Source organism: Alistipes montrealensis (assembly GCF_018362775.1).
GTDB classification, from domain to species: Bacteria; Bacteroidota; Bacteroidia; order Bacteroidales; family Rikenellaceae; genus Alistipes; species Alistipes montrealensis.
The window spans coordinates 593399-614122 of sequence record NZ_JAGYXY010000001.1 but is presented as its reverse complement, the minus strand read 5'-3'; the positions used below and the strand labels follow the sequence as shown (position 1 = coordinate 614122).

Genomic DNA, 20724 nt, shown 5'->3' with positions numbered 1-20724 from the left:
AATCTCCTCGCGCCCGGCAGGTATGACTGCGTTTCGTACTGCTTTCGGGAGCAATCAATATTATGTACATGCTTTTTCACAAAGAAAGCTATGTGGGTTGTATATAGTTTGATAGGGATATTAGCGATAGCTGTCCAAACTGTTTCTGCGCAGGAGGTGCGCAGGGATACCTTGCACATATCGGTCTATTTCACTCCGGGTTTTTCATCCGTTACTTCCGAATCCGAACTGTGCAAACTCGACAGTCTTGCAGATCGGCTACAATCCCTGCGTGCCGCAGCAGACGGCCGAATCTCCGGTATTTTGATAAAAGGGTGGGCTTCTCCTGAAGGTGAAGACCTGCTGAACGAACGTCTTTCCGTGAACCGGGCCCGCAAGGTGGGGCGGTATCTGGCCGATCGTGCGGTGCTTCCCGACACGTTGCTTGCGGCCGAAGGCGGCGGTGTGGATTGGCGGCATCTTGCAGAAGAGGCTTCCGCATGCCCGGAGCTTCCGGACAAAGAAGAGGTGTTGCGCATTCTTGAAAATACGCCCGTTCGGGAGGTTCGTGACGGCCGGGTAGTGGACGGCCGCAAACGACGTCTGAGGATGTTGCAGGGTGGAATACCTTATAAATATCTGTATAAGGGGGCTTTTCCCGCTTTGCGGCGTGCCGACATCCGTGCGGTCGTAAGCGGAGGTTCGCAATTACCCCCCCCCTCTTCCTCTAAACATTCCGTTGAAACATATTCCGACGATGAGGGACACCCTGCCGATGTTCCTGCGGATTCGTGCCGGCCTGCGGCAGCGGAACATGCTGTTGCTGTGGTATCGCTTCCGGCAGGAAATATGCCGGAAGGGAATCCTGTGCAGGTGTCCGAATCCGGCAGTGCTCCCGAATCCGAATCCGTAGTCCGGTCTGTTTCCGATCCCGAACCTGCCGTGCGTTCGACGCGCGAGCCGTGGGTGGCTCTCAAAACCAATTTGCTGTACGATGCGCTTCTAGTTCCCAATGCAGGAATCGAGTTTCGCTTCGCCGACCGATGGTCGGCGGGAGCCGACTATATGCACGCATGGTGGAGCAACGACAGAAAACACCGCTACTGGCGCTGTTACGGCGGTGAAGTGACGCTGCGCCGTTATTTCGGCGGGACGCCTTTCACCGGACACCACGTCGGCATCTACGGAACGATGCTCACCTACGATTTCGAATTTTCGGAAAAAGGATGGCAGAGCGACGGATTCAGCTACGGCGGCGGCCTGGAATACGGCTATTCGCTTCCGGTGGCGCGCCGTCTCAATATCGACTTTTCAATCGGCGTCGGATATTTCGGTGGCCGTTACAAGGAGTATGTCCCGATGGACGACTGTTATGTGTGGCAGTCCACCCGGCGCCGGCATTGGTTCGGACCTACCCGGGCGCAGATCTCTCTGGTGTGGATTTTAGGCGGCGAGCGCCGCAGCGGGAAAGGAGGCGTGCGATGAGAAAGACGATCAGCAGGCTGTGTTGCGCCGGGCTCGTCTGGCTCGTTTCGGCGGCATTGGTCTCCTGCCAGCACAAGGAGCTGTGTTATGACCACAGCCACGTCGTGGAGGTGAGGGTGAATTTCGATTGGTCGAAGTGTCCCGATGCCGCGCCGCGCACGATGGTTCTGCAATTGTTCACCCCCGACGGCAGCCACTGCGACCGTTATGAGTTCGGCTCTCCGAAAGGCGGTGTTATCCGCGTCCAGGCCGGCTCCTATCGGATGCTGTTTCACAACGGCGACATGGAGAACGTCGTCGAGCGGGGAACCTGTTACGACGATTACGAGGTGACTACGGCCGCCCGTGCGCTGCTCGCTCCCATCGGACGCGGCGGAGAACAGGCCCCTCCCCGTCCCGACGACGCGCAGGAACAGCCCGTGCGCCATGCTCCCGAACCGGTTTGGTGCGGCCGGTTCGGCCCCGTGGACTGGTCGGCCGTTCCCGAGGAAGGGGAGTTGTCGGTGACACTCGTTCCCGAACGGGCTACGGCTGTCTATACGGTGGATTTCCTCCATATCGAAAACCTTGGTTCCACGTCCGATATCGGCGCCGCCGTCACCGGCCTCGCCGGTTCCTGCCGCCCGTGTCACGGGGTTCCGGGAGGGGAGTCCGTGACGATACCGCTCGACCTGACCCGCATCGACGACCGGACGCTTTCAACCCGCTTCGCGACGTTCGGGCACTGCCCCGTCGGGACGGAGAAACATACCCTGTCGATATATACGGCCGAGAAGTGGTTCAGCCATTTCAACGTGACGGAGCAGGTGCACGGAGCCCCCGATCCGCAGAACGTGCATATCGTGATCGACGGTCTGCGGCTGCCCGATTCGTCGGGCGGCATGGATACGTCGGTTTCGGACTGGGACGACAGCGTGATCGATACCGATATCAATATGAACTGACGCGGCGGAACGATTCTGAAACGAATGACTATCATAATAAATTATCCAATCATGAATGCAAAAATGAAATTGTTGGGACTGACTGGCATGATGTCACTCATGTTGGTTTCCTGTTCGAAAGATGAAGTGGTGGCAAGTTATCCGGGCGATGAGATCGTCTTCAATACCCGCGTGACGCGGGCCACCGAGACGACGACCTCGACGCTGACCAAGATCAGGGTTTACGCCGATGCACTGAATTATCCGACGATGTTTATCAACGGCGACGTGGCCGAGAAAAAGGATAACAACGGATATTTCAAGTTCTCTAAGAACTACTATTGGCCGAACGATGTGAACACCATCCGTTTCTGGTCCTACGGACCTGCCGACATCTTCACCGAGCAGGAGATAAAGAACCATGTGAAGATCGACGCGAGATCGCAGCAGTTCACCGACTGCACGCCGCTGTCGGGCGTCAACAATCCCGGCAAGGAGCACAAGGACCTTGTCGTGGCCTACACTTCGGCCAATCGTCACAATGACGAAAACGTGAGCGGTTCGAATGTCAAACTCGCTTTCCACCATGCCTTTACGCAGATTGTCGTAAAAGCCAAAAACGGAGGTGCGTCGGATGACGATTCGAAAACGATCAAGATCAAGGGTGCGTGGATCGTCAACGTGAAGCCGACGGGCGATCTTGTCTTTACGGAGGATGCCGTGTCCAACAACTATATGTCGTGGGTTGCGAAGGGCGAAAAGACGTATTACGGTCTGTCGTACGCCGATAACCAGGAGGTTTCGCTTTCGCATGCATACGTTTCGCTGATCGGCGCCGACAAGGACAATTCCAGCCTTATGCTCGTTCCCCAGAAACTGGACAAGTGGGACTTGGAAACGGACAAGTCGAACAGCAAGAACGGAGCCTACATCCTGCTTCTGTGCCGTATTGAGATCAAACACGCCGGAGCGCTGCATCCCGACGGCGATACCAGCAACGATCCCGTAATCTCCGACGGGGAATACCATTACCACCAGCTCTTCCCCGTCAGTGGAACGTACAACGCAAATGCTTACGGCTATACCTGCGTGCCCATCGACACCGAGTGGCTGCCGGGCAAGAAATATGTTTACAACCTCGAATTCTGCGGCGCCGAGAGTGGTGCGGGTATCTATCCTCCGGCTCTTCCCGAGGAGTTCCCCTCCGGGGAGAATGTCATCCCTGACAGACCGGAAGGTAAGGAGGTCGGCGATACGGTGCTGGACGATCCGATTTCGTTCAAGGTTGTGTTGGAAGAGTGGACCGATGCCGGTGTGACGGAGGAGGAGACCCCTTCGATGTAAATCCGCCGAAATACCTTTCCCGGAAACCGGGAACGACGCTCCGGTCCGGATGCTCCTTCGGGAGTGTCCGGACGGCGTTGTAATCAGTTTGTAACGAATATTTTACCGATCATGCAGATACGACATTCACACGATCTCCGATTTGTTTCCCGTATGGCGTGCCGGGTCCTCGCGGCCTGCGTGGCGTGTGCGGCGACGTCGTGTGCGCAAGATGCGCTCGACGGGCAGGACGCCGATCCGAACGCCCCCATGACGTTTGGCGTAGCCGTTCCCGACTCCTGGATCGACGGTACGCCCGTTCGCCCGGCCCGTGCAGAGACGATCGCCGTCGATGAACTGACGTGTCCCGACGGCATGCAGCCGCTCTACCTCGTGACGGAGGTATCGGAACCTGCCGTTGCCGAGGAGCCGCAGGACGGGCGCGACGCCGCGACCCGCGGGGTGCAGATCGGTTCGGCGGGCGAGTTCCACGATTCATTCGGACTGTCGGCCGTCTGTTATACGGGGAGTTTTCCCGCGGACGGGGAGGCCGACGGCCTGACCACCAATTTCGCCCACGACATCGAGATGGTCCGCACCGCTTCGGGGTGGGACGGGAAGAAACTCTACCGCCCCGGCTCGGGACGCCTGCGGTTCTTTGCCTATGCGCCCCATTCGTCCGACGAGCGGCTCGGCGGAGCTCTCCGGCAGGTGCAGCAGGGCGAGGGTGGGCTGCCCCGCATCGTCTATACCGTTCCCTTAAAGACTGAGAATCAGCTCGACATCATGGCCGCTACGGCCGATTGTGCGGGCAGCGGGAGCGCTCCCGTGGAGTTGAAGTTCGGCCATGTGCTGACTTCCGTCACCGTTAAGACCGGTGAGGCGATGCTCGGCGGCACGGTGACGAAGGTGGAGTTTTCGGGCGTCTATCGCACCGGTACGCACGTTATCGGCAGCGGCAGTTGGTCCGGACACCGCGATACGGGAACGTTCACCGTGGAAAACGAGGTCGAACTGCCGGATCAGTCGGACGAGAACACGGATAATGCCTACACAAAGCCCGGGACCTCCCTTGTGGAGGGAGAACTGACCCTGCTGATGATTCCGCAGACGCTGCCTGCCGACGCCAAGCTGAAAGTCTATTTTACCGACGACCTGACCGGCACGAAGCGCACGCTGACCGCCTCGCTCGGGGGCAAGGTGTGGCCCGTGGGACGCCGGGTCTCCTATTCGGTTTCGTCGACGGGAATCGTCATCGAACCCACCGTGAAAATTGAAACCTCCGAACCGGAGGTGCATATCAACGGCTATCTCTCCGGTGTGGAGTTGGCAGCCTATGCCCGTGTGGTGCAGAAGGACCATCCGGAAGCCTTCGTGGCGCTGCCCTACGTCGTGGAGTATTCCACCGACGACGGCAAGACCTGGACCAAGGGCGGGTGGATGCCTGACAAGACGCCGTCGGAAGGCGCCGGTCCCGCAGCGAAGGTCGCGGGACGCCTGAAGCTGGAGCCGCAGCCCTCCTTTACGGACCAGCGATCTTATTTTTCGGAGCGGCAGCTTGCGGAGCATTACGGGTCGGAGGCCGCTCCCCACGATCTGTCGGGAGGCGGCGAGACCGCGAACTGCTACCTCGTGCACACCCCCGGCTACTATTGTCTGCCCCCGGTCTACGGCAACGCCCGCACAGGAGGAGCGGCGTCCTATTCGTATATTGGTTCAGAGGCGGATATTCCCGAAAATACAAAGAATTTCATCCTGCGCCGATTCGTCGATCATAACGACCAGTCGATTTCGGGGCCCGATATTCCGGGTGTGGCAGATGCAGTGCTCGTGTGGCAGGACGCTCCCGGCCTGGTGACCGACGTGAAATACGAGAACGGCATGGTCCGGTTCCGGGTGGCCGAGGAGCGGCTGACGCAGGGAAATGCCGTTGTCGCCGTGCGCGACGCCTCGAAAACCATCCTTTGGAGCTGGCACATTTGGGCCACTCATTATATGTGGGACGGGACGGAGGATCTGACGGCGACGACTGCCAAAGAGATCGACGGACCGAAGAGCGTCGCTTTTGCCCCCTGCAACCTGGGATTCTGCGAACCGCGCAAGGGCAACCCCGCGCGCACGTTCCGCGTCCGCTTCGTCTTTACGCTTCCTGACGGGAAGAATACGACGAAAGCCGTCGAATGCGGGCCGTTCACCCAGCCGGAGATCGTCGCCTCGGTGGCGGGCGACAACACCTACTATCAGTGGGGACGCAAGGAGCCCATGCTGCCGGGCATTTATAACAAGGAAGTTCGGGACGCGGCGGCCGGGCGCAGCGATACGCAGTTCAATATGATCGACAAGCCTTATTACGTCGATCACGAAGAGTATAAGTTCCGGCAACAGGATAATAAGAATGCTTCCGGGACACCGATTGGAGCGACGATCGGCGAAGCGATCCGGCTGCCCCATGTCTTTTTCAAGCACAACATGAAGTCAAGTGATGGAGAAGAAGGATATTTCCGACGTCATTGGCACAGTGGCGAGGGGAGGACGCCCAACAATCTTAAAACGATCATGAACTATTGGAATTCGCAGCTCGATCAGATTTCCAATGTGGGAACGGGCGAGGCTCCGAATGGATTTACGGTTACGAAAACCATTTATGATCCGTGCCCCGTCGGCTATCACGTTCCCGCACCCAATGCTTTTGCGGCATTCGGGACCGTGATGGGGACGAGTGACATTAATACAGTCTACGGAATAGAACATATTACCGATCCTGATACGGGGCTTCGCATTGGCTGGAAGCTTTCCCTGAACGAGACCGCCGGAGGTCCCAAGATTTTCTTTCCGGCGACCGGCCTGCGCGACATGGGACTCAATATCGAGTCAAGCCAGAATCCGCCCTTTCCCAAGGATATGCAGGAAGATACGACATGGCCTGCATTCGCAGATGTGACGTTCGTGACGACGACTGGTTTTGCGCCCTCGCAGGGAAACTACCAGTCCATGCTGTTTTATCTGGATAATCGAAAGAGCGGTAGTATTCACATCAACGTCAGTACGAACAACGCTTACGGGTTCACCGTGCGTCCGGTACACGATTGAAAGGAGCGGTATCGCGGCCTTTAAACGAAAATTCCGTGACCTTTGTGGGGCCGCGGAATTTTTCGTTATTCGGTTCGGGTGCAGCAGAGGGCGCGCCTCATGAATTGGATGATTTATTCCATCTGGATTGTCGATTCTGTGCTTTTGATTTACACCAGATTAAGGGTCCAGGGTTCCGAAGAGGTATTATCCAAACGGTTTCCGCGTAGAGCCAGGAAGGCAGAAATGACGGGAATAAAAAAAATCGCGGATTTCCGCGATTTTTTACTTGTGTATGGAGTATGGCTTTATTCTACTTGTTTCCGGAGTTTCTCGGCATAGGCGTCCCAGTCTGTGATCGGTTTTTTTGCGACGCCCGATTCGATGGCGGCTTTGGCTACGGCCGTGGTGACAGTGCACAGCAAGCGCGGGTCCATTGGCTTTGGGATCAGGTAATTGCGGCCGAATTCGAGCTTTTCGACTCCATAGGCGCGCAGGACCATCGCCGGAACCGGCTCGCGGGTCAGTTCGGCCAGCGCATGCGCCGCAGCGAGTTTCATCGGCTCGTTGATCTTCGTAGCCCGCACGTCGAGTGCGCCGCGGAAGATGTAGGGGAAGCCCAACACGTTGTTGACCTGGTTCGGGTAGTCCGAACGGCCCGTTGCGAAGATGATGTCCGGGCGCGAGAGCATTGCGGTGTCGTAGGCGATTTCGGGATCGGGGTTGGCGAGGGCCATGACGATCGGGTTTTCGGCCATCGTGTGCAGCATCTCCGGCGTCAGCGTGTCGGCTTTCGAAACGCCCAGGAATACGTCGGCGCCGTGCAGCGCCTCGGCGAGCGTCGAGATGCGCCGCGTAGTGGCGAGTTCGCGCTTCATGGGGTTGATGTCCTCGCGGTAGACGGTGACGGCTCCCTGGCTGTCGCAGAGCACCACGTTTTCACGGCGGATGCCGAGTTCGATGAACAGTTTTGCGCAGGCGATGGCGGCGGCTCCTGCGCCGTTGACCACGACGCGCATCTTGTCGAGTTCCTTGCCGGCGATCTTCGCGCCGTTGAGCAGCGCTGCCGAGGAGATGATCGCCGTGCCGTGCTGGTCGTCGTGCATCAGCGGGATGTCGAGCTCTTCACGCAGGCGGGTTTCGATTTCAAAGCACTCCGGAGCCTTGATGTCCTCGAGGTTGATGCCTCCGAAGGTGGGTGCAATGGCTTTCACCGTGCGGATGAACTCCTCGGGATCGGTGGCGTCGACTTCGATGTCGAAGGCGTCGATACCTGCATAGGTCTTGAAGAGCATGCCCTTGCCCTCCATGACGGGTTTGGCCGCCAGGGGGCCGATGTTGCCCAGTCCGAGTACGGCCGTGCCGTTCGAAATCACGGCGATGAGGTTACCTTTGTCCGTGTACTTGTAAACGTCGTCCGGTTCCTCGGCAATGGCCCGCGAAGGAGCCGCTACGCCGGGCGAATAGGCCAGCGACAGGTCGTATTGCGTGTGATAGGGTTTGGTCGGTACGATCCCGATCTTTCCGGGACGACCCTCGCTGTGATAGCGCAGCGCCGCATCGTCAAGTTGCGTTTTTGTACTCATCTCATTTTCCGTTAGTAACCTAATAACTCTAACGGCAAATATAGTACAATTATTGTCCCGATCTTAACAATTTTTAGAATTTTTCGAAAATATTTTAGAAATAAAACGGCAGTCTCTGTTGATTCCGGCCCGGTCTTGTCGGATGATACGGCAGGACGAAGGGTCAGAAATAGAATCGCAGGCCTCCGTCGAGCGACAGGCGGGCGATACCGTCGTTTTTGTACGAAGCGGATTCCGAGTCTGCATAGTTCGACGTATTGAAACTGACGCTGTAAGCCCCGATGCTGAAGCCCAGGCCGACGCTCCGTGAAAGTTTGTATTCGACGCCGAGGTCGACGTGGCTGCCCAGACCGGCCTGGTTCATGGAGAGTTTGTAGATGGTTTCGCTGTATTGGGCATAGCCCAGGCCGATCGATTCGTGGAAGGCCCATTTGCGCCCGAGGTTTTGGCGCATGACGAACTCTGCGCCTACGTAATGCAGGCGGATGTCGAATTTCGTATCGTCTAATTTTGCCGAGGTGAAATAGCCCGAATAGCGCAGCCCGAAACCCAGTCCGCTGCGTGCCGTCCACTGGAAAGCGCCGTTGATGTCGAGCCCGCGGCGCGGGTTTCCGGTGACGCCTTCGGCCGTTTTGGTCTTGGAGAGGACGAAGGCCGCGCCCGCGTTGATCATAATTGCGCAGGGTTTGCGTTCAGAGCTGGCCGGGAGGGTCGCTTTCTGGGCCGTATTGGCCGGGATGTCCAGTAAGTTCGTGCGGTAGTTCTGGAGTGCGATATTGTCGAAATAAGAAGCCGTGTAAATGGAGTCGGGCAGCAGCAGGACGTTGGCGGCGATCTGGTGGCACGAACTGCCGAATGCCGAGGGTTCCTTGTGCCAGGTGAGGATCAGTCCGTTGCCGCCGGCGTTGTTCGTGGCGTCCTTGGCCCGTTGCAGGACCTGCCGGAAGCCGCAGTTGGATGAGAGGCCGTTGTCACGGACCTCGACGCTGCCGAGCACCTCGGCCTGGGAGGGCAGGGTGTCGGTGAGGTTGTAGACCAGCACGGTGGACCCTTCGGGCCGTGCCGGGTAGCTTTTCTGGAAGCTGGAGTAGATTTTGGGTGCACAGCCGACGCTCGGGAAGAGCAGCGCGGCGATCAGGAGGCGCAACAAGCAGGGGAGGAGGTGAACGTTTTGCATGTAGTTTGGGTTAGATGGGTAAGTTGCCTCCCCTCGGTCAGAAAAGCGAGGCTTCCCTGTCCCGGGGGGATGAGAATCCGAGGTGTTCATAAGCCAGCGGAGTCGCTTCGCGGCCGCGCGGGGTGCGTTTGAGGAAGCCTTCCTTGATCAGGAACGGCTCGTAGACCTCCTCGATTGTCCCGGCCTCTTCGCCTACGGCCGTAGCCACGGTGTTCAGGCCTACGGGACCGCCGTTGAATTTCTCGATGATCGTGCCCAGGATTTTGTTGTCCATCTGGTCCAGTCCGCGTGAGTCGATGTTCAGGGCCGTGAGGGCTATGCGGGTGATTTCGAGGTCGATGTGTCCTTCGCCCTTGACCATCGCGAAGTCGCGGACGCGGCGCAGCAGGGCGTTGGCGATACGCGGCGTGCCGCGTGAGCGCAGGGCCACTTCATGAGCCGCATCGTCGTCGATCGAAACGTCGAGGATGCGTGCCGAGCGTTTCACAATACCCGCGAGCACCGGGGCGTCGTAGTATTCGAGGTGGCACTGGATGCCGAAACGTGCGCGCAGGGGCGAAGTCAGCAGGCCGCTGCGCGTCGTGGCGCCGATCAGCGTAAAGGGCGCCAGTTCGATCTGGATCGAGCGGGCCGATGGGCCTTTGTCCAGCACGATGTCGATTTTATAGTCCTCCATCGCCGAGTAGAGATACTCCTCGACGATCGGGCTGAGGCGGTGGATTTCGTCGATGAAAAGCACGTCGCCCGGATTGAGGTTGGTCAACAGGCCCGCCAGATCACCCGGCTTGTCGAGCACGGGGCCCGACGTGACGCGAAGCTGCGCCCCCATTTCGTTGGAGATGATGTTGGCGAGGGTTGTTTTGCCCAGACCCGGAGGGCCGTGCAGCAGGACGTGGTCGAGCGAGTCGCCGCGCATGAGCGCCGCTTTGATGAAGATATGGAGGTTCTCGACGATCTTGTCCTGCCCGGAGAAGGTTTCCAACTCCTGCGGGCGGATCTTGTTTTCGAATTCGAGATCGCTTTCGGTATTGCGTACGATTGACATAATGCAAAGATAGCGATTTTCGGCAAATCTGTGCCGTTTGGACGAAAAAACAATCCGGCGGAAGGCGGTTTGCTGCGGGGGCTTGCGGAGTGCTGGGGCAGGGCATAAAAAATCCGGCCCGCAGAGTGGCGGACCGGAACAGCTGCCGATTGAGGAGTGGCTACTTCTCCTGCGGCAGGTCGAGCTTGATCTCCTGGAGGCCGTTCTCGCGGGTCTCGATGTGCAGGATGACACCTTTCTTACCCTCGAGCTGCCCGGCGAGCGGTGTGAGGTCGAACGAGAGGTAGTACCCCTTGGTGTAGCCCTCCGTGTCGCCGCCTGCGCTGTGGCGCAGTTCCAGGTTCAGGTAATTGTCGTCGGCCTCCTGTGCGGGCGCGGGTTCGCTGCCGCTCTCCACGTTGTTGACGATCACCGTGAAGTCGTGTTTCGAGTTGTCTGACACGGGATAGAGCGCGTAGAAGGTGAGCCACTCTTTGGTGAGGTTGAACGTGTTGTTCTGGAAGCCGGTCTTCTCACTGCCCAGTTCGTCCAGCTGCTCCTGCGTGTCCACGATCATCGAAGTGCCGGTGAAGATGTTTTCGACGTTGTAGAGGGCGATGTTATAGTCGTAGCCTTCAATGCCCGAGAGCAGGTTGAACCAGATGATGGTCCGCTGCGTTTTGTCGGGATCGGGTTTGTAGCCCGGGACGCGGCTCTTGTCGCCCGGGTAGAGCGTCTCGCCGTTGTCGCGTTGAAAATAGTAGTCTCCGCCGTCGAGCGAGTGGACGGTGGTGATGAGCGGCGAATATTTCGGGTAATCGCCGTCGTCGTCGTTACAGGAAGTAAACGCTGTGCCGGCCAGGGCCGCGATAAGGAATAAACCAAATTTTTTCATAATATCCGTATTTTATGTTACCTTTCGCTCTTAAAACGTCCGGCAGGGCGGAATACTGCATGAAAAATTATTTTTTTTCACGGCATGCAGTCTTTTGCCTTCCGCCGCATTTATAGAGTGTATTGAGTAATGCAGATGGAGGAACAGATACTGGCCGAAGGGTGCAGGAACGGGGACGATACGGCCCGGAAAGAGCTGTACGACCGCTATGCAGGCCGTCTGTTGGCGATATGTATGCGTTACGCCGGCGACCGTGCAACGGCCGAGGATCTGCTCCACGACGCTTTCCTGAAAATCTACGGGGCGTTCGACCGCTTCACCTACCGGGGACCCGGTTCGCTGCGTGCCTGGATCGAGCGGGTGACGGTGAATGTGGCGCTCGAATGGATTCGCAACCGCAATAAACTGGGAAGCGTGGCGCTCGATGAAGGCAAAGCCGCAGCGGAGGTGGCGGAGCCCGATGTTTCGGAGATGGCCCGTGTTCCGCGCGACGTGCTGATGCAGTTCGTCGGCGAGTTGCCCGAAGGCTACCGGGCGGTCTTCAACCTCTACTGCATCGAAGAGTATTCCCACCGCGACATCGCCCGGATGCTGGGAATCAACGAGAAAAGCTCCTCTTCGCAATTATTTCGCGCCCGGGCCCTGCTGGCCCGCAGGATCAGGGCTTATCTGGAGACGCATTGACAGGATGCAATTCCGGGAATGTTTAAAACAAGGTGGATCATCCGGTGCTGCCGGACTCACATAGAACTATGAAACAAAACAAAGATTGGACCGATGCCATGCGGAGCGCGCTTCGCGACGCCGAGCTCCCGCCCCCGGCGGGGGGCTGGGAGCGTCTGCAACGCGAGCTGGGCGGTGCGGCTCAGGAGCCGGTGGCTCCCGAGACCAAACCCCGCGGGTCCGTGTGGCGGATCTATTGGCCGCGGTTTGCCGCCGCAGCCGCTGCGGTGCTGATCTGCGTCGTTGCAGGTGAATTCCTGCTCCGGCCGGACAAGGCGTTGGAAAACGATGGGACTGTTATCGCATCGGCAGCGGAGGACGGCGCAGCCGCGGTTGCCATACCGCAGCAGGCGGAACCCGAATCCGTGCAGGACGCCCTTGCACAGGTTGTCGGGCTGCCCCGGGAGCGAATCGCCGAAACCACCTCCGTTCCGGCCCGGCAAACGCTTCTGGCATTGACCGCTGCGCAGCCTGCGGAAGCAATGCTAAAGTCTGCGGTTTCGGAGGCCGACGATGCGGCCGCAGCGAGGGTCGAAGCGGATGCGGCGCCGGAAGTTTCCGGGGAAAAAGCGAAAGACGTGTCCGGCGAAAAGGCCAAACCGGCATCGAAACAGGCGTCCGGACAGTCCGCTGCGCGGTCGGCGGCAACCGGTACGGCCCGCCGCTCGGCGTTCTCCGACGAGCCGTTCGTGGCTTACACCAAGCCGCGCAAAACAGCGTCGTTCTCGCTCTTTGCCGGCGGCGGCGTGTCGGGCGGCGCCGGCGGAACCCTGGCCCCGCGGCTGCTCTATTCCTCGACGACAAGCGATGCTTCGTCGGTGGTCGGCAACGGTGATAAAATAGCGCCCCTGCGCCGGAATGAATATGGCGAGAGTTCGTTCCGCCACCACCAACCGCTGAGTTTCGGTCTCTCCGTGCGCAAGGAGTTCGCACATGGATTGTCGCTGGAAAGCGGTGTGAACTACACCCTGCTGCGTTCGGATGTGAGGATGCAGTACTCTTCGGACGATGTGGGCCAAAAGCTCCATTTCATAGGGGTTCCCCTCCGGGTGAACTGGCAGTTCCTTGAACGCGGCCGCTTCTCGTTGTATATGGGTGCGGGCGGAATGGTCGAGAAGTGTGTCTCGGCAAAACTCGGCTCCAAGACCATGGACGAACCGGGAGTACAGTGGTCGGCGCTTGCCGCCGTGGGAGCGCAATACCGCGTAGGCAGTATGGTAGGGCTCTATTTCGAACCCGAAGGTTCGTATTACTTTACAGAAACGGAATTGCGTACAGCCCGTACGGATTCACCCTTGACGCTAACCTTGAGACTGGGCGTGCGCCTCTCTTTTTAAAGTCTGATTTTTTAAATCGCACATTTATTGTATAAGAGGAGTTCGCACCCCGGGTGTGCGGATTCCTCCTTTCATATATACATAGGTGTGCCCTAAACTGCTATTTGCAGGTCTAAAAATGTTATTTTTTATTGTATGATCGAAATTTGTTACTATTTTTGTTGAACAAATATAAGTGACGCCCGACCTTGCATTCGCCCAAATACGATAAAAAAACACAAGTGCGCTTGTCGCACACTTGTGTCATGGTAGTCCCGACGGGAATCGAACCCATATCGTAAGAACCGGAATCTTATATTCTATCCATTGAACTACGGGACCGGGTGTGCAAAGATGCGAAAAAATTTTTAATATTCGAAAGAAATGCGAGAAAAACAGAATAATTGGCAAAGAATTGAAGCCGTAATCAAGTGGGCAAATATGTCGACCAACTATTTTGCGCGATATATCGGCCTTGCGCGCGGTGAAAACCTCTATCAGATCAAGCGCGGCAACAACGGTATTTCGCTCGACGTTGCCGACAGGATCGTCGCGAAATTCCCCCAGGTGGACAAACTGTGGCTGCTGACCGGCGAAGGACAGATGTTCTCGGAAGAGAAAATACGCGGCGCGCAGATACCTTTTTATAACGTGGATGTCGAACAGGGCATCGCACACCTCGAACACCTCGAACCCGAGAGCAACCTCGTCGTGCCCCCGCTGGGTGCGTGCGATCTGGCGATGTGCTATACCGGGCGGGCGATGGGAGCCACCGTGCCGCCGGGAACGGTCGTGCTGCTGAAGGCCGTGGACCGGGATGCAATTATTCCCGGGGGTGAATATGTGATTGTCTGCCGAAAAATTGTAACTTTGCGGATAGTTAGGGCCGCCGATGAGGAGGGCAAAGTCCGCCTGGTGGCCGGAGATCGGGAAAACTATGACGACATCGTTTTGAATGTCAGTGATATAGTGTCGGTCTACAACGTAAAAGGCAAATTGATCATAAACAGTTGACGAATATGTTTTCAGGCATCGTGGAACGTACGGCGGAAGTGGTTTCGATCCGTACCGACCGTCAGAACAAGGATTTTACGCTCCGTGCGGATTTCTGCAAGGAGTTGAAGATCGACCAGAGCATAGCACATAACGGCGTATGTTTGACAGTTGTGGACATCACGGAGGATACCTATACCGTGACGGCCATGAAAGAGACGCTCGACCGGAGCAACCTCGGGCTGCTCCGCGAAGACGACCTGGTCAACCTCGAACGGTCGATGAAGCCCGATGCGCTGCTCGACGGACATATCGTGCAGGGCCACGTCGACCAGACGGCGGTCTGCACGGCCAAAGAGGATGCCGACGGAAGCTGGTACTTCACCTTCGAGTACGAGCCGCAGGGCGGCGGACTCTGTACGGTAGAGAAAGGTTCGGTGACGGTCAACGGCGTGAGCCTCACGGTCTGCGACTCGAAAGAGAACAGTTTCCGGGTGGCGATCATTCCCTACACTTTCGAGCATACGAACTTCTGCCGCATCGAGGTCGGGTCGGTCGTGAACCTCGAATTCGACATCGTGGGCAAGTATATCGCCCGGCTGATGCAAAATTACATGAAGTAAGCCTATGGTACACATCAAGACAAAAGAGGGGGCGTCGCTGTGGATCGCCCTGCTCGCCGCAGTTATCGTCGCCGTGGGCATGATGCTGCTCCACGTCGTGTGGTGGATTACGCTCTGCGCATCGGCAGGCGCGTTTATCGTGGTGGCGCTCGCGGCGCTGTTCATCATCCGTAAGTATGTGGCTTACAAACTCAAGCCTATTTATTCGATCGTCCTTTCGCGCGACGTGCACACCAACGAGATTTTCTCGGAACTGAAAGACAAGCGCGTCGAGAATATCGGCGAGGAACTGACGGCCTGGGCCGATACCAACGACAAGGAGATCGCCCGCCTGAAGGAGGCCGAGTGTTTCCGCAAGCAGTATCTTGGTAACGTGGCCCATGAACTGAAAACCCCGATTTTCAATATCCAGGGTTATATCTCGACGCTGCTCGACGGCGGGCTGGAGGACGAACTGATCAACCGCAAGTACCTCGAACGCGCCGAGAAGAGCATCGACCGCCTGATCAATATCGTCAACGACCTCGACACTATTTCGAAACTCGAAAGCAGCATGAACCGCCTGAATATGGAGCGGTTCGATGTGGTGGCGCTGGCCAAGGAGATCGCCGAACAGGCGGAGATGGAAGCCGACAAAAAGGAGATCCGGATTTCGGTCAAAGGAGCCGACAACCTGCCCTCGCCCTTCTGGGTGTCGGCCGACAAGCATTACATCGGGCAGGTGTTCGTCAACCTGATTATCAACTCGATCCGTTACGGCAAGGAGGGAGGCCAGACGCGCATCCGTTTCCGTGACATGCTGGATAAGATTCTGGTCGAGGTCGAGGACAACGGTTCGGGAATCTCCAAGGAGGACCTGCCGCGCGTGTTCGAACGCTTCTACCGGACGGATAAGGGGCGGTCGAGGGAACAGGGCGGCACGGGCCTCGGACTGGCCATCGTCAAGCACATCGTCGAGGCCCACGGCGAGCGGATCACGGTTCGCAGCGAAGTAGGTGTAGGCAGTACATTCTCCTTTACGCTGAAAAAGGTGAATTTGCAGGATATAAATAAATAAAGGCCTGCCCGTCAGCCTGCTGTCTGAGGACTTGGCTGCGTTGCGACGAGCCCTTTGAGGGTTTTGGGGCGGGCGGAATTGAATATGCGGCATCCTGCCGCGACTACGGCGGCCCGGAGCGGTCTTGGGGCCGAAAAAATGGATAAACTTATATAAATGATACTACAACCGTTAAGTATTGTCTGGGATTTCGATCCGGTGCTGTTCAGCATCGGGTCGCTCGACATTCGTTACTATGGCCTGATGTGGGCGCTGGCCATCCTGATAGGTGCGAAATTCTTCGATAATTTCGTCAAACGCGAAGGTTTGCCTGCAAAGGTCTCGGAGTCGATTTTCATTTACGGAACGCTTGCCACGATCCTCGGGGCGCGATTGGGCCACTGTCTGTTCTACGACACGATGGAGTATCTTTCGAAGCCGTGGACCATCATCACGGGATTCCGCGACGGCGGCATGGCCAGCCACGGTGCTGCTATCGGCCTGCTGATCGGCCTGTGGCTCTTTTCGCGGCGCAACAAGCTGCCTTACATCTGGTCGCTGGACCGTATTATGATTCCGGTGGGCATCGGCGGCGCGATCGTGCGGCTGGGCAATCTTTTCAACTCGGAGATTTTCGGCCAGGCGACGACCCTGCCGTGGGGCTTCGAGTTTGTCCGTTCGCATAAATGGGTGAGCGAGTTCGCTCCCGCGGCGGTGCACCCGACGCAGATTTACGAGGCGATCTGCTACCTGGTGACTTTTGGCATCCTTTGCTGGTTGTACTACAGGAAAGACACTGCGCGCCGCCGTCCGGGCATCCTGTTCGGAATCGGCCTGATCGGTACGTTCCTCACGCGTTTCTTCATCGAATACATCAAGACCGAGCAGGAGCCTTTCGAACTGGGCTGGACCCTCGACATGGGGCAGTGGCTCAGCATTCCGTTCATCCTGTTGGGAATTTATATGATCTGGCGGGGCGTTACACAGCCCGAGACGGTTCCGGCTCCGGCTCCGAAAGCCCCGGCTGCAACGTCAAAAAAGAAGAAAAAATGAATGGTAATCCGATGGAAGAGCAGATAGGCAGGCTTGTCGGCAACCTGCTGGCCGGCGTAGGGGAGGTTTACTTTCCCGGCGTGGGGTCGCTCTACACCGAGCGTCAGGGTGCGAAACGGCTCAGCCGGCGCACCGTGTTGCCGCCGTGTCGCACCGTGGCGTTCACCTCGCAGCAGCGGGGCGTGTCGCTGGTCGACGAGATTGCCCGTGCCCTGCTCGAAAGCGGTGAATACGAGGATCCCGAAGCCGAGGCGCAAGCCGTTTACGAGCGTTGGATCGAGCGGGTCCATCAAGTCAACCTGCTGACTGTCGAAGGCGTCGGGGAGTTGAAATTCAAGAATTTCATCCTCGACGAGGCATTCGACCTGAGGTTGAATCCGCAGGGGCACGAACCTGTGCGGATTCGTGTGCAGCGCCGTTTCGACTGGCCGTTGTGGGTGGGCGTCGCGGCGATCCTGGTCGCGGTCGTTTACGGCGGACGGGAATTCCTGCTGCTTTATCCCGAAGAGACGGAGACGGCGGCTGTGGCGGAGGTCCCGGCTGCTCCCGACAGCCTGCCGGTTGCCGGAGGAGTGACCGATGCCCTGGCTGAGACCCCGGCTGTGGAACTGCCGGAGGCCGAAGAACCTGTTTTACCGGCGGACGCTGTTTCGGGGACGATGCCGGAACAGAAATACGAGGTGTCGGAAACGCCGATGGCATTGCTTCCGGGCCGTCATTATGTGGTGCTGGGGGTTTTCAGCACCCCGGAAAATGCGGTTCGAGCCGCGCAGGAAGCCGTGGCCAAAGACCCTGTATTCCGCTGCCGGATTTACTATTTCGGGAAAAAATACATGGTTTCCCCTTTCTCGTCGGACGAAGCCGCGATGTGCACGAATTTTATCCGTGAACAGGGTGACGTTTTCTCCGGCATGTGGACCTATACTGCCCGTTGATGACTGTTGCGGAGCTGATAGCCAAGGCGATCGACTGGTTTTATATTCGCCCCGTCGCTGCGATTCTGCCCCGGCGGGTATTCCGCTATGCGGTCTGCGGCGGTATGAACGTCGTTTTCAGTTGGGTCTGCTACTTCTTCGTTTACAATTTCGTACTGGATCAGGAATTGCTCGATTTCGGGTTCATAGCTATTTCGCCGCATGTCGCAGCGATGCTGATTACCTTTCCGCTGACCTTTTTCGCGGGATTCTGGCTCAACCGCAATGTGGCGTTCCGCCGTTCGCCGATTCCTTCCGGAACCCAGTTGTTCCGCTACCTCCTGTCGGTTGCGGGTTCGGTTGTGGTCAACTACTTTTGCCTGAAATTCTTTGTCGAGGTTTGCGGTGTCTGGGCTACGCCCTCGCAGATGCTGGCGACGTGCGTCACTACGGTGTACAGCTTCTTCGCCGCGAAATATTTCACCTTCCGGCACGCTGAAAAACTGGAATAAAAAAGGACCGGATTCCGGTCCTTTTTTATTTCTTGCGGTTCTCCTCCCGAAGTTTCTGGAGTTCGTACATCCGGTCACGGAATTTCGCCGCAGCGAGGAAGTCCAGCGACTTGGCGGCACGTTCCATGTCCTCGCGTGCCTTGTCGATCAGTGCGTCGATATTCTGGCTGGCGGTGTAGTTCTTCTGCACGTCGGCCGCCGTGGCGTAGTGGTCTTCGGCAATGGGGTAGGCCGTCATGTCGATCTCCGAGGTGTCGATGCGGCCTGCCAGCAGGGCGCTCTGTCCCGAGCCGCTCTTCTGCGCCTGCCGCGGCAGCATTTCGTGCTCCATGTTGTAGCGCACCTGCTTTTCGCGGCGGCGGTTGCTCTGTTCGATGGCGTAGCGCATCGAATCGGTGCAGGTGTCGGCGTAGAGGATCACATTGCCCTGCGAGTGGCGTGCGGCGCGTCCGGCGATCTGCGTGAGCGAGCGGACGTTACGCAGGAACCCTTCCTTGTCGGCGTCGAGGATCGCGACGAGCGCCACCTCGGGGAGGTCGAGGCCCTCGCGCAGCAGGTTCACGCCCACCAACACGTCGAACATTCCGGCCCGCAGGTCTTCCAGAATCTGGATGCGTTCCAGCGTGTCGACATCCGAGTGGATGTAGCGGTTGCGCACGCCCACGCGGTCGAAGTATTTCGAAAGTTCCTCGGCCATGCGTTTGGTGATGGTCGTCACGAGCACCTTGTCGTCGTTTTTCACGCGTTTGTCGATCTCTTCGATCAGGTTGTCGATCTGGTTCAGCGTCACGCGTACCTCCAGCGGCGGGTCCACGAGGCCCGTGGGGCGGATCAACTGCTCGACGATCACACCTTCGCTCTTCATCAGTTCGTAGTCGGCGGGCGTGGCGCTCACGTAGATCGACGTGCCTTGCAACTGCTCGAACTCCGAGAAGGTCACCGGGCGGTTGTCCTTGGCGGCCGGAAGGCGGAAGCCGTATTCCACGAGGTTCTCTTTGCGGGCGCGGTCGCCGCCGAACATGGCGTGGACCTGCGGCAGGGTGACGTGGCTCTCGTCCACGACCATCATGTAGTCCTTCGGGAAGTAGTCGATCAGGCAGAAGGGGCGCGTTCCGGCGGCGCGGCCGTCGAAATAGCGCGAATAGTTTTCGATGCCGGGGCAGTAGCCCAGTTCCTTGATCATTTCCAGGTCGTATTCCACGCGCTGTTTGATGCGCTGCGCCTCCATCGGGCGTCCGGCGCGCTCGAAGAACTCGATCTGTTTGCCCAAGTCGAGGTAAATCTGCTGCACGGCGGCGTTGATGCGCTCCTTGGTCGTCACGAAAAGATTTGTGGCGTAGAGCGTGATGCTGTCGAGCGAGGCGATGCGCTGTCCCGTGACGGGATCGATCGACTGGATGGCTTCGACCTCGTTGTCGAAGAACATCACGCGGAAACACTGGTTGCCGAACTCGCCGAATGCCGCCATGATGTCCACCGTGTCGCCGTTCACGCGGAACGTCGCCGGCTCCAGGTCGCGTTCGGTGCGGGTGTATAGCGCTTCGACCAGTTTGTAGAGGAAATGTTTGTAGCTCACGACCTGCCCGACCTTGATGTTGATGGCCGTGGCGTGGAAATCCGCCGGGTTGCCCGCGCCGTAGAGGCACGAGACGCTCGACACGACGATCACGTCGCGGCGGCCCGACAGCAGCGTGGCTACCGTGCCCAGACGCATCTTTTCGATTTCAGCGTTGATCGAAAGGTCTTTCTCGATATAGGTGTCCGACGAAGGCAGGTAGGCCTCCGGCTGGTAATAGTCGTAATACGATACGAAATACTCCACGGCGTTCTCCGGGAAGAAGTTGCGGAACTCCCCGTACAACTGTGCCGCGAGGGTCTTGTTATGGCTCAGGACCAGCGTCGGACGGTTCAACTGTGCGATGACGTTGGCCACCGTGAACGTCTTTCCGGAGCCCGTCACGCCCAGCAGCGTGTTGTGCTTCGAACCGTGTTCGATCGAACTCACGAGTTGTTCGATAGCCTCCGGCTGGTCGCCCATCGGGGCGTAGTCCGATACGAGTTTGAAATCCATAGGACAAAGTTACATATTTTTT

At 58.0% G+C, this 20724-nt stretch carries 17 protein-coding genes and 1 tRNA gene; 12 read left to right on the top strand and 6 right to left on the bottom strand.

Going from position 1 to position 20724, the window contains the following annotated elements:
* The first annotated feature begins 303 nt into the window (after positions 1-303).
* The 4 genes from KG007_RS13920 to KG007_RS02385 all read left to right on the top strand — a co-directional run bounded on the left by KG007_RS13920 (position 304) and on the right by KG007_RS02385 (position 6800).
* On the top strand, positions 304-1464 hold the full coding sequence (locus tag KG007_RS13920; protein ID WP_249413222.1) for a DUF3575 domain-containing protein: 1161 nt from the start codon (positions 304-306) through the stop codon (positions 1462-1464).
* Entirely contained in the window at positions 1461-2408 is a 948-nt protein-coding gene (locus KG007_RS02395; RefSeq protein WP_213347229.1) for a DUF5119 domain-containing protein, read from the top strand. Before KG007_RS13920 ends, KG007_RS02395 begins: the two co-directional genes overlap by 4 nt.
* A gap of 51 nt (positions 2409-2459) precedes the next feature.
* The gene (locus KG007_RS02390; RefSeq protein WP_213347228.1) at positions 2460-3731 is read left to right on the top strand and encodes a fimbrillin family protein; all 1272 of its coding nucleotides are present in this window, start codon (positions 2460-2462) and stop codon (positions 3729-3731) included.
* Positions 3732-3884: 153 nt separating this feature from the next.
* Positions 3885-6800 (top strand): fimbrillin family protein, encoded by a 2916-nt coding sequence (locus KG007_RS02385; protein WP_213347227.1) that lies wholly within the window; start codon positions 3885-3887, stop codon positions 6798-6800.
* Positions 6801-7087: 287 nt separating this feature from the next.
* On the opposite strand, the gene KG007_RS02380 is transcribed toward KG007_RS02385, so the two are convergent.
* The 4 genes from KG007_RS02380 to KG007_RS02365 all read right to left on the bottom strand — a co-directional run bounded on the left by KG007_RS02380 (position 7088) and on the right by KG007_RS02365 (position 11461).
* Entirely contained in the window at positions 7088-8365 is a 1278-nt protein-coding gene (locus KG007_RS02380; RefSeq protein ID WP_213347226.1) for a malic enzyme-like NAD(P)-binding protein, read from the bottom strand.
* Between the two features lie 163 nt (positions 8366-8528).
* Entirely contained in the window at positions 8529-9542 is a 1014-nt protein-coding gene (locus KG007_RS02375) for a hypothetical protein (protein WP_213347225.1), read from the bottom strand.
* 37 nt (positions 9543-9579) lie between these two features.
* Positions 9580-10587: a Holliday junction branch migration DNA helicase RuvB gene (gene ruvB / locus KG007_RS02370; RefSeq protein WP_213347224.1), complete on the bottom strand. Its 1008-nt coding sequence runs from the start codon at positions 10585-10587 to the stop codon at positions 9580-9582.
* 160 nt (positions 10588-10747) lie between these two features.
* Positions 10748-11461 (bottom strand): NigD1/NigD2 family lipoprotein, encoded by a 714-nt coding sequence (locus KG007_RS02365; RefSeq protein ID WP_195458404.1) that lies wholly within the window; start codon positions 11459-11461, stop codon positions 10748-10750.
* Positions 11462-11596: 135 nt separating this feature from the next.
* Between KG007_RS02365 and KG007_RS02360 the strand changes: the two genes are divergently transcribed.
* Both KG007_RS02360 and KG007_RS02355 read left to right on the top strand, forming a co-directional pair.
* Positions 11597-12145 (top strand): RNA polymerase sigma factor, encoded by a 549-nt coding sequence (locus KG007_RS02360; RefSeq protein WP_195458403.1) that lies wholly within the window; start codon positions 11597-11599, stop codon positions 12143-12145.
* A 68-nt stretch (positions 12146-12213) separates the two neighbouring features.
* Entirely contained in the window at positions 12214-13521 is a 1308-nt protein-coding gene (locus KG007_RS02355) for a porin family protein (protein WP_213347223.1), read from the top strand.
* Positions 13522-13767: 246 nt separating this feature from the next.
* Here the strand turns inward: KG007_RS02355 and KG007_RS02350 are convergent.
* Positions 13768-13842, bottom strand: a tRNA-Arg gene (locus tag KG007_RS02350).
* 42 nt (positions 13843-13884) lie between these two features.
* On the opposite strand from KG007_RS02350, the gene KG007_RS02345 reads away from it, so the two are divergent.
* The 6 genes from KG007_RS02345 (at position 13885) to KG007_RS02320 (ending at position 18631) form a co-directional block, all read left to right on the top strand.
* Complete coding sequence (locus KG007_RS02345) at positions 13885-14514, top strand: hypothetical protein (protein ID WP_213347222.1); 630 nt, start codon at positions 13885-13887, stop codon at positions 14512-14514.
* A 5-nt stretch (positions 14515-14519) separates the two neighbouring features.
* The gene (locus KG007_RS02340; protein ID WP_213347221.1) at positions 14520-15116 is read left to right on the top strand and encodes a riboflavin synthase; all 597 of its coding nucleotides are present in this window, start codon (positions 14520-14522) and stop codon (positions 15114-15116) included.
* 4 nt (positions 15117-15120) lie between these two features.
* Positions 15121-16173 (top strand): sensor histidine kinase, encoded by a 1053-nt coding sequence (locus KG007_RS02335; protein ID WP_213347220.1) that lies wholly within the window; start codon positions 15121-15123, stop codon positions 16171-16173.
* Between the two features lie 159 nt (positions 16174-16332).
* The gene (gene lgt, locus KG007_RS02330; RefSeq protein ID WP_195458764.1) at positions 16333-17205 is read left to right on the top strand and encodes a prolipoprotein diacylglyceryl transferase; all 873 of its coding nucleotides are present in this window, start codon (positions 16333-16335) and stop codon (positions 17203-17205) included.
* Between the two features lie 11 nt (positions 17206-17216).
* On the top strand, positions 17217-18140 hold the full coding sequence (locus KG007_RS02325; RefSeq protein WP_249413220.1) for an SPOR domain-containing protein: 924 nt from the start codon (positions 17217-17219) through the stop codon (positions 18138-18140).
* Positions 18140-18631 carry a GtrA family protein gene (locus KG007_RS02320; protein WP_195458397.1) on the top strand — a complete coding sequence of 164 codons (492 nt, stop codon included), beginning with the start codon at positions 18140-18142 and terminating at the stop codon, positions 18629-18631. Before KG007_RS02325 ends, KG007_RS02320 begins: the two co-directional genes overlap by 1 nt.
* A gap of 25 nt (positions 18632-18656) precedes the next feature.
* Here the strand turns inward: KG007_RS02320 and uvrB are convergent, their stop codons facing one another.
* Positions 18657-20702 (bottom strand): excinuclease ABC subunit UvrB, encoded by a 2046-nt coding sequence (gene uvrB / locus KG007_RS02315; protein ID WP_213347218.1) that lies wholly within the window; start codon positions 20700-20702, stop codon positions 18657-18659.
* Positions 20703-20724 lie beyond the last annotated feature (22 nt).

Excerpts from the sequence above, each read along its gene's own strand:
- ruvB (WP_213347224.1), bottom strand. The coding sequence starts at position 10,587 with ATGTCAATCGTACGCAATACCGAAAGCGATCTCGAATTCGAAAACAAG.
- KG007_RS02335 (WP_213347220.1), top strand. The coding sequence starts at position 15,121 with ATGGTACACATCAAGACAAAAGAGGGGGCGTCGCTGTGGATCGCCCTG.
- KG007_RS02360 (WP_195458403.1), top strand. The coding sequence starts at position 11,597 with ATGGAGGAACAGATACTGGCCGAAGGGTGCAGGAACGGGGACGATACG.
- KG007_RS02385 (WP_213347227.1), top strand. The coding sequence starts at position 3,885 with ATGGCGTGCCGGGTCCTCGCGGCCTGCGTGGCGTGTGCGGCGACGTCG.
- KG007_RS02395 (WP_213347229.1), top strand. The coding sequence starts at position 1,461 with ATGAGAAAGACGATCAGCAGGCTGTGTTGCGCCGGGCTCGTCTGGCTC.
- KG007_RS02355 (WP_213347223.1), top strand. The coding sequence starts at position 12,214 with ATGAAACAAAACAAAGATTGGACCGATGCCATGCGGAGCGCGCTTCGC.
- KG007_RS02340 (WP_213347221.1), top strand. The coding sequence starts at position 14,520 with ATGTTTTCAGGCATCGTGGAACGTACGGCGGAAGTGGTTTCGATCCGT.
- KG007_RS02365 (WP_195458404.1), bottom strand. The coding sequence starts at position 11,461 with ATGAAAAAATTTGGTTTATTCCTTATCGCGGCCCTGGCCGGCACAGCG.
- uvrB (WP_213347218.1), bottom strand. The coding sequence starts at position 20,702 with ATGGATTTCAAACTCGTATCGGACTACGCCCCGATGGGCGACCAGCCG.
- KG007_RS02380 (WP_213347226.1), bottom strand. The coding sequence starts at position 8,365 with ATGAGTACAAAAACGCAACTTGACGATGCGGCGCTGCGCTATCACAGC.
- KG007_RS02375 (WP_213347225.1), bottom strand. The coding sequence starts at position 9,542 with ATGCAAAACGTTCACCTCCTCCCCTGCTTGTTGCGCCTCCTGATCGCC.
- KG007_RS02345 (WP_213347222.1), top strand. The coding sequence starts at position 13,885 with ATGCGAGAAAAACAGAATAATTGGCAAAGAATTGAAGCCGTAATCAAG.
- KG007_RS02320 (WP_195458397.1), top strand. The coding sequence starts at position 18,140 with ATGACTGTTGCGGAGCTGATAGCCAAGGCGATCGACTGGTTTTATATT.
- KG007_RS02325 (WP_249413220.1), top strand. The coding sequence starts at position 17,217 with ATGGAAGAGCAGATAGGCAGGCTTGTCGGCAACCTGCTGGCCGGCGTA.
- KG007_RS02390 (WP_213347228.1), top strand. The coding sequence starts at position 2,460 with ATGAATGCAAAAATGAAATTGTTGGGACTGACTGGCATGATGTCACTC.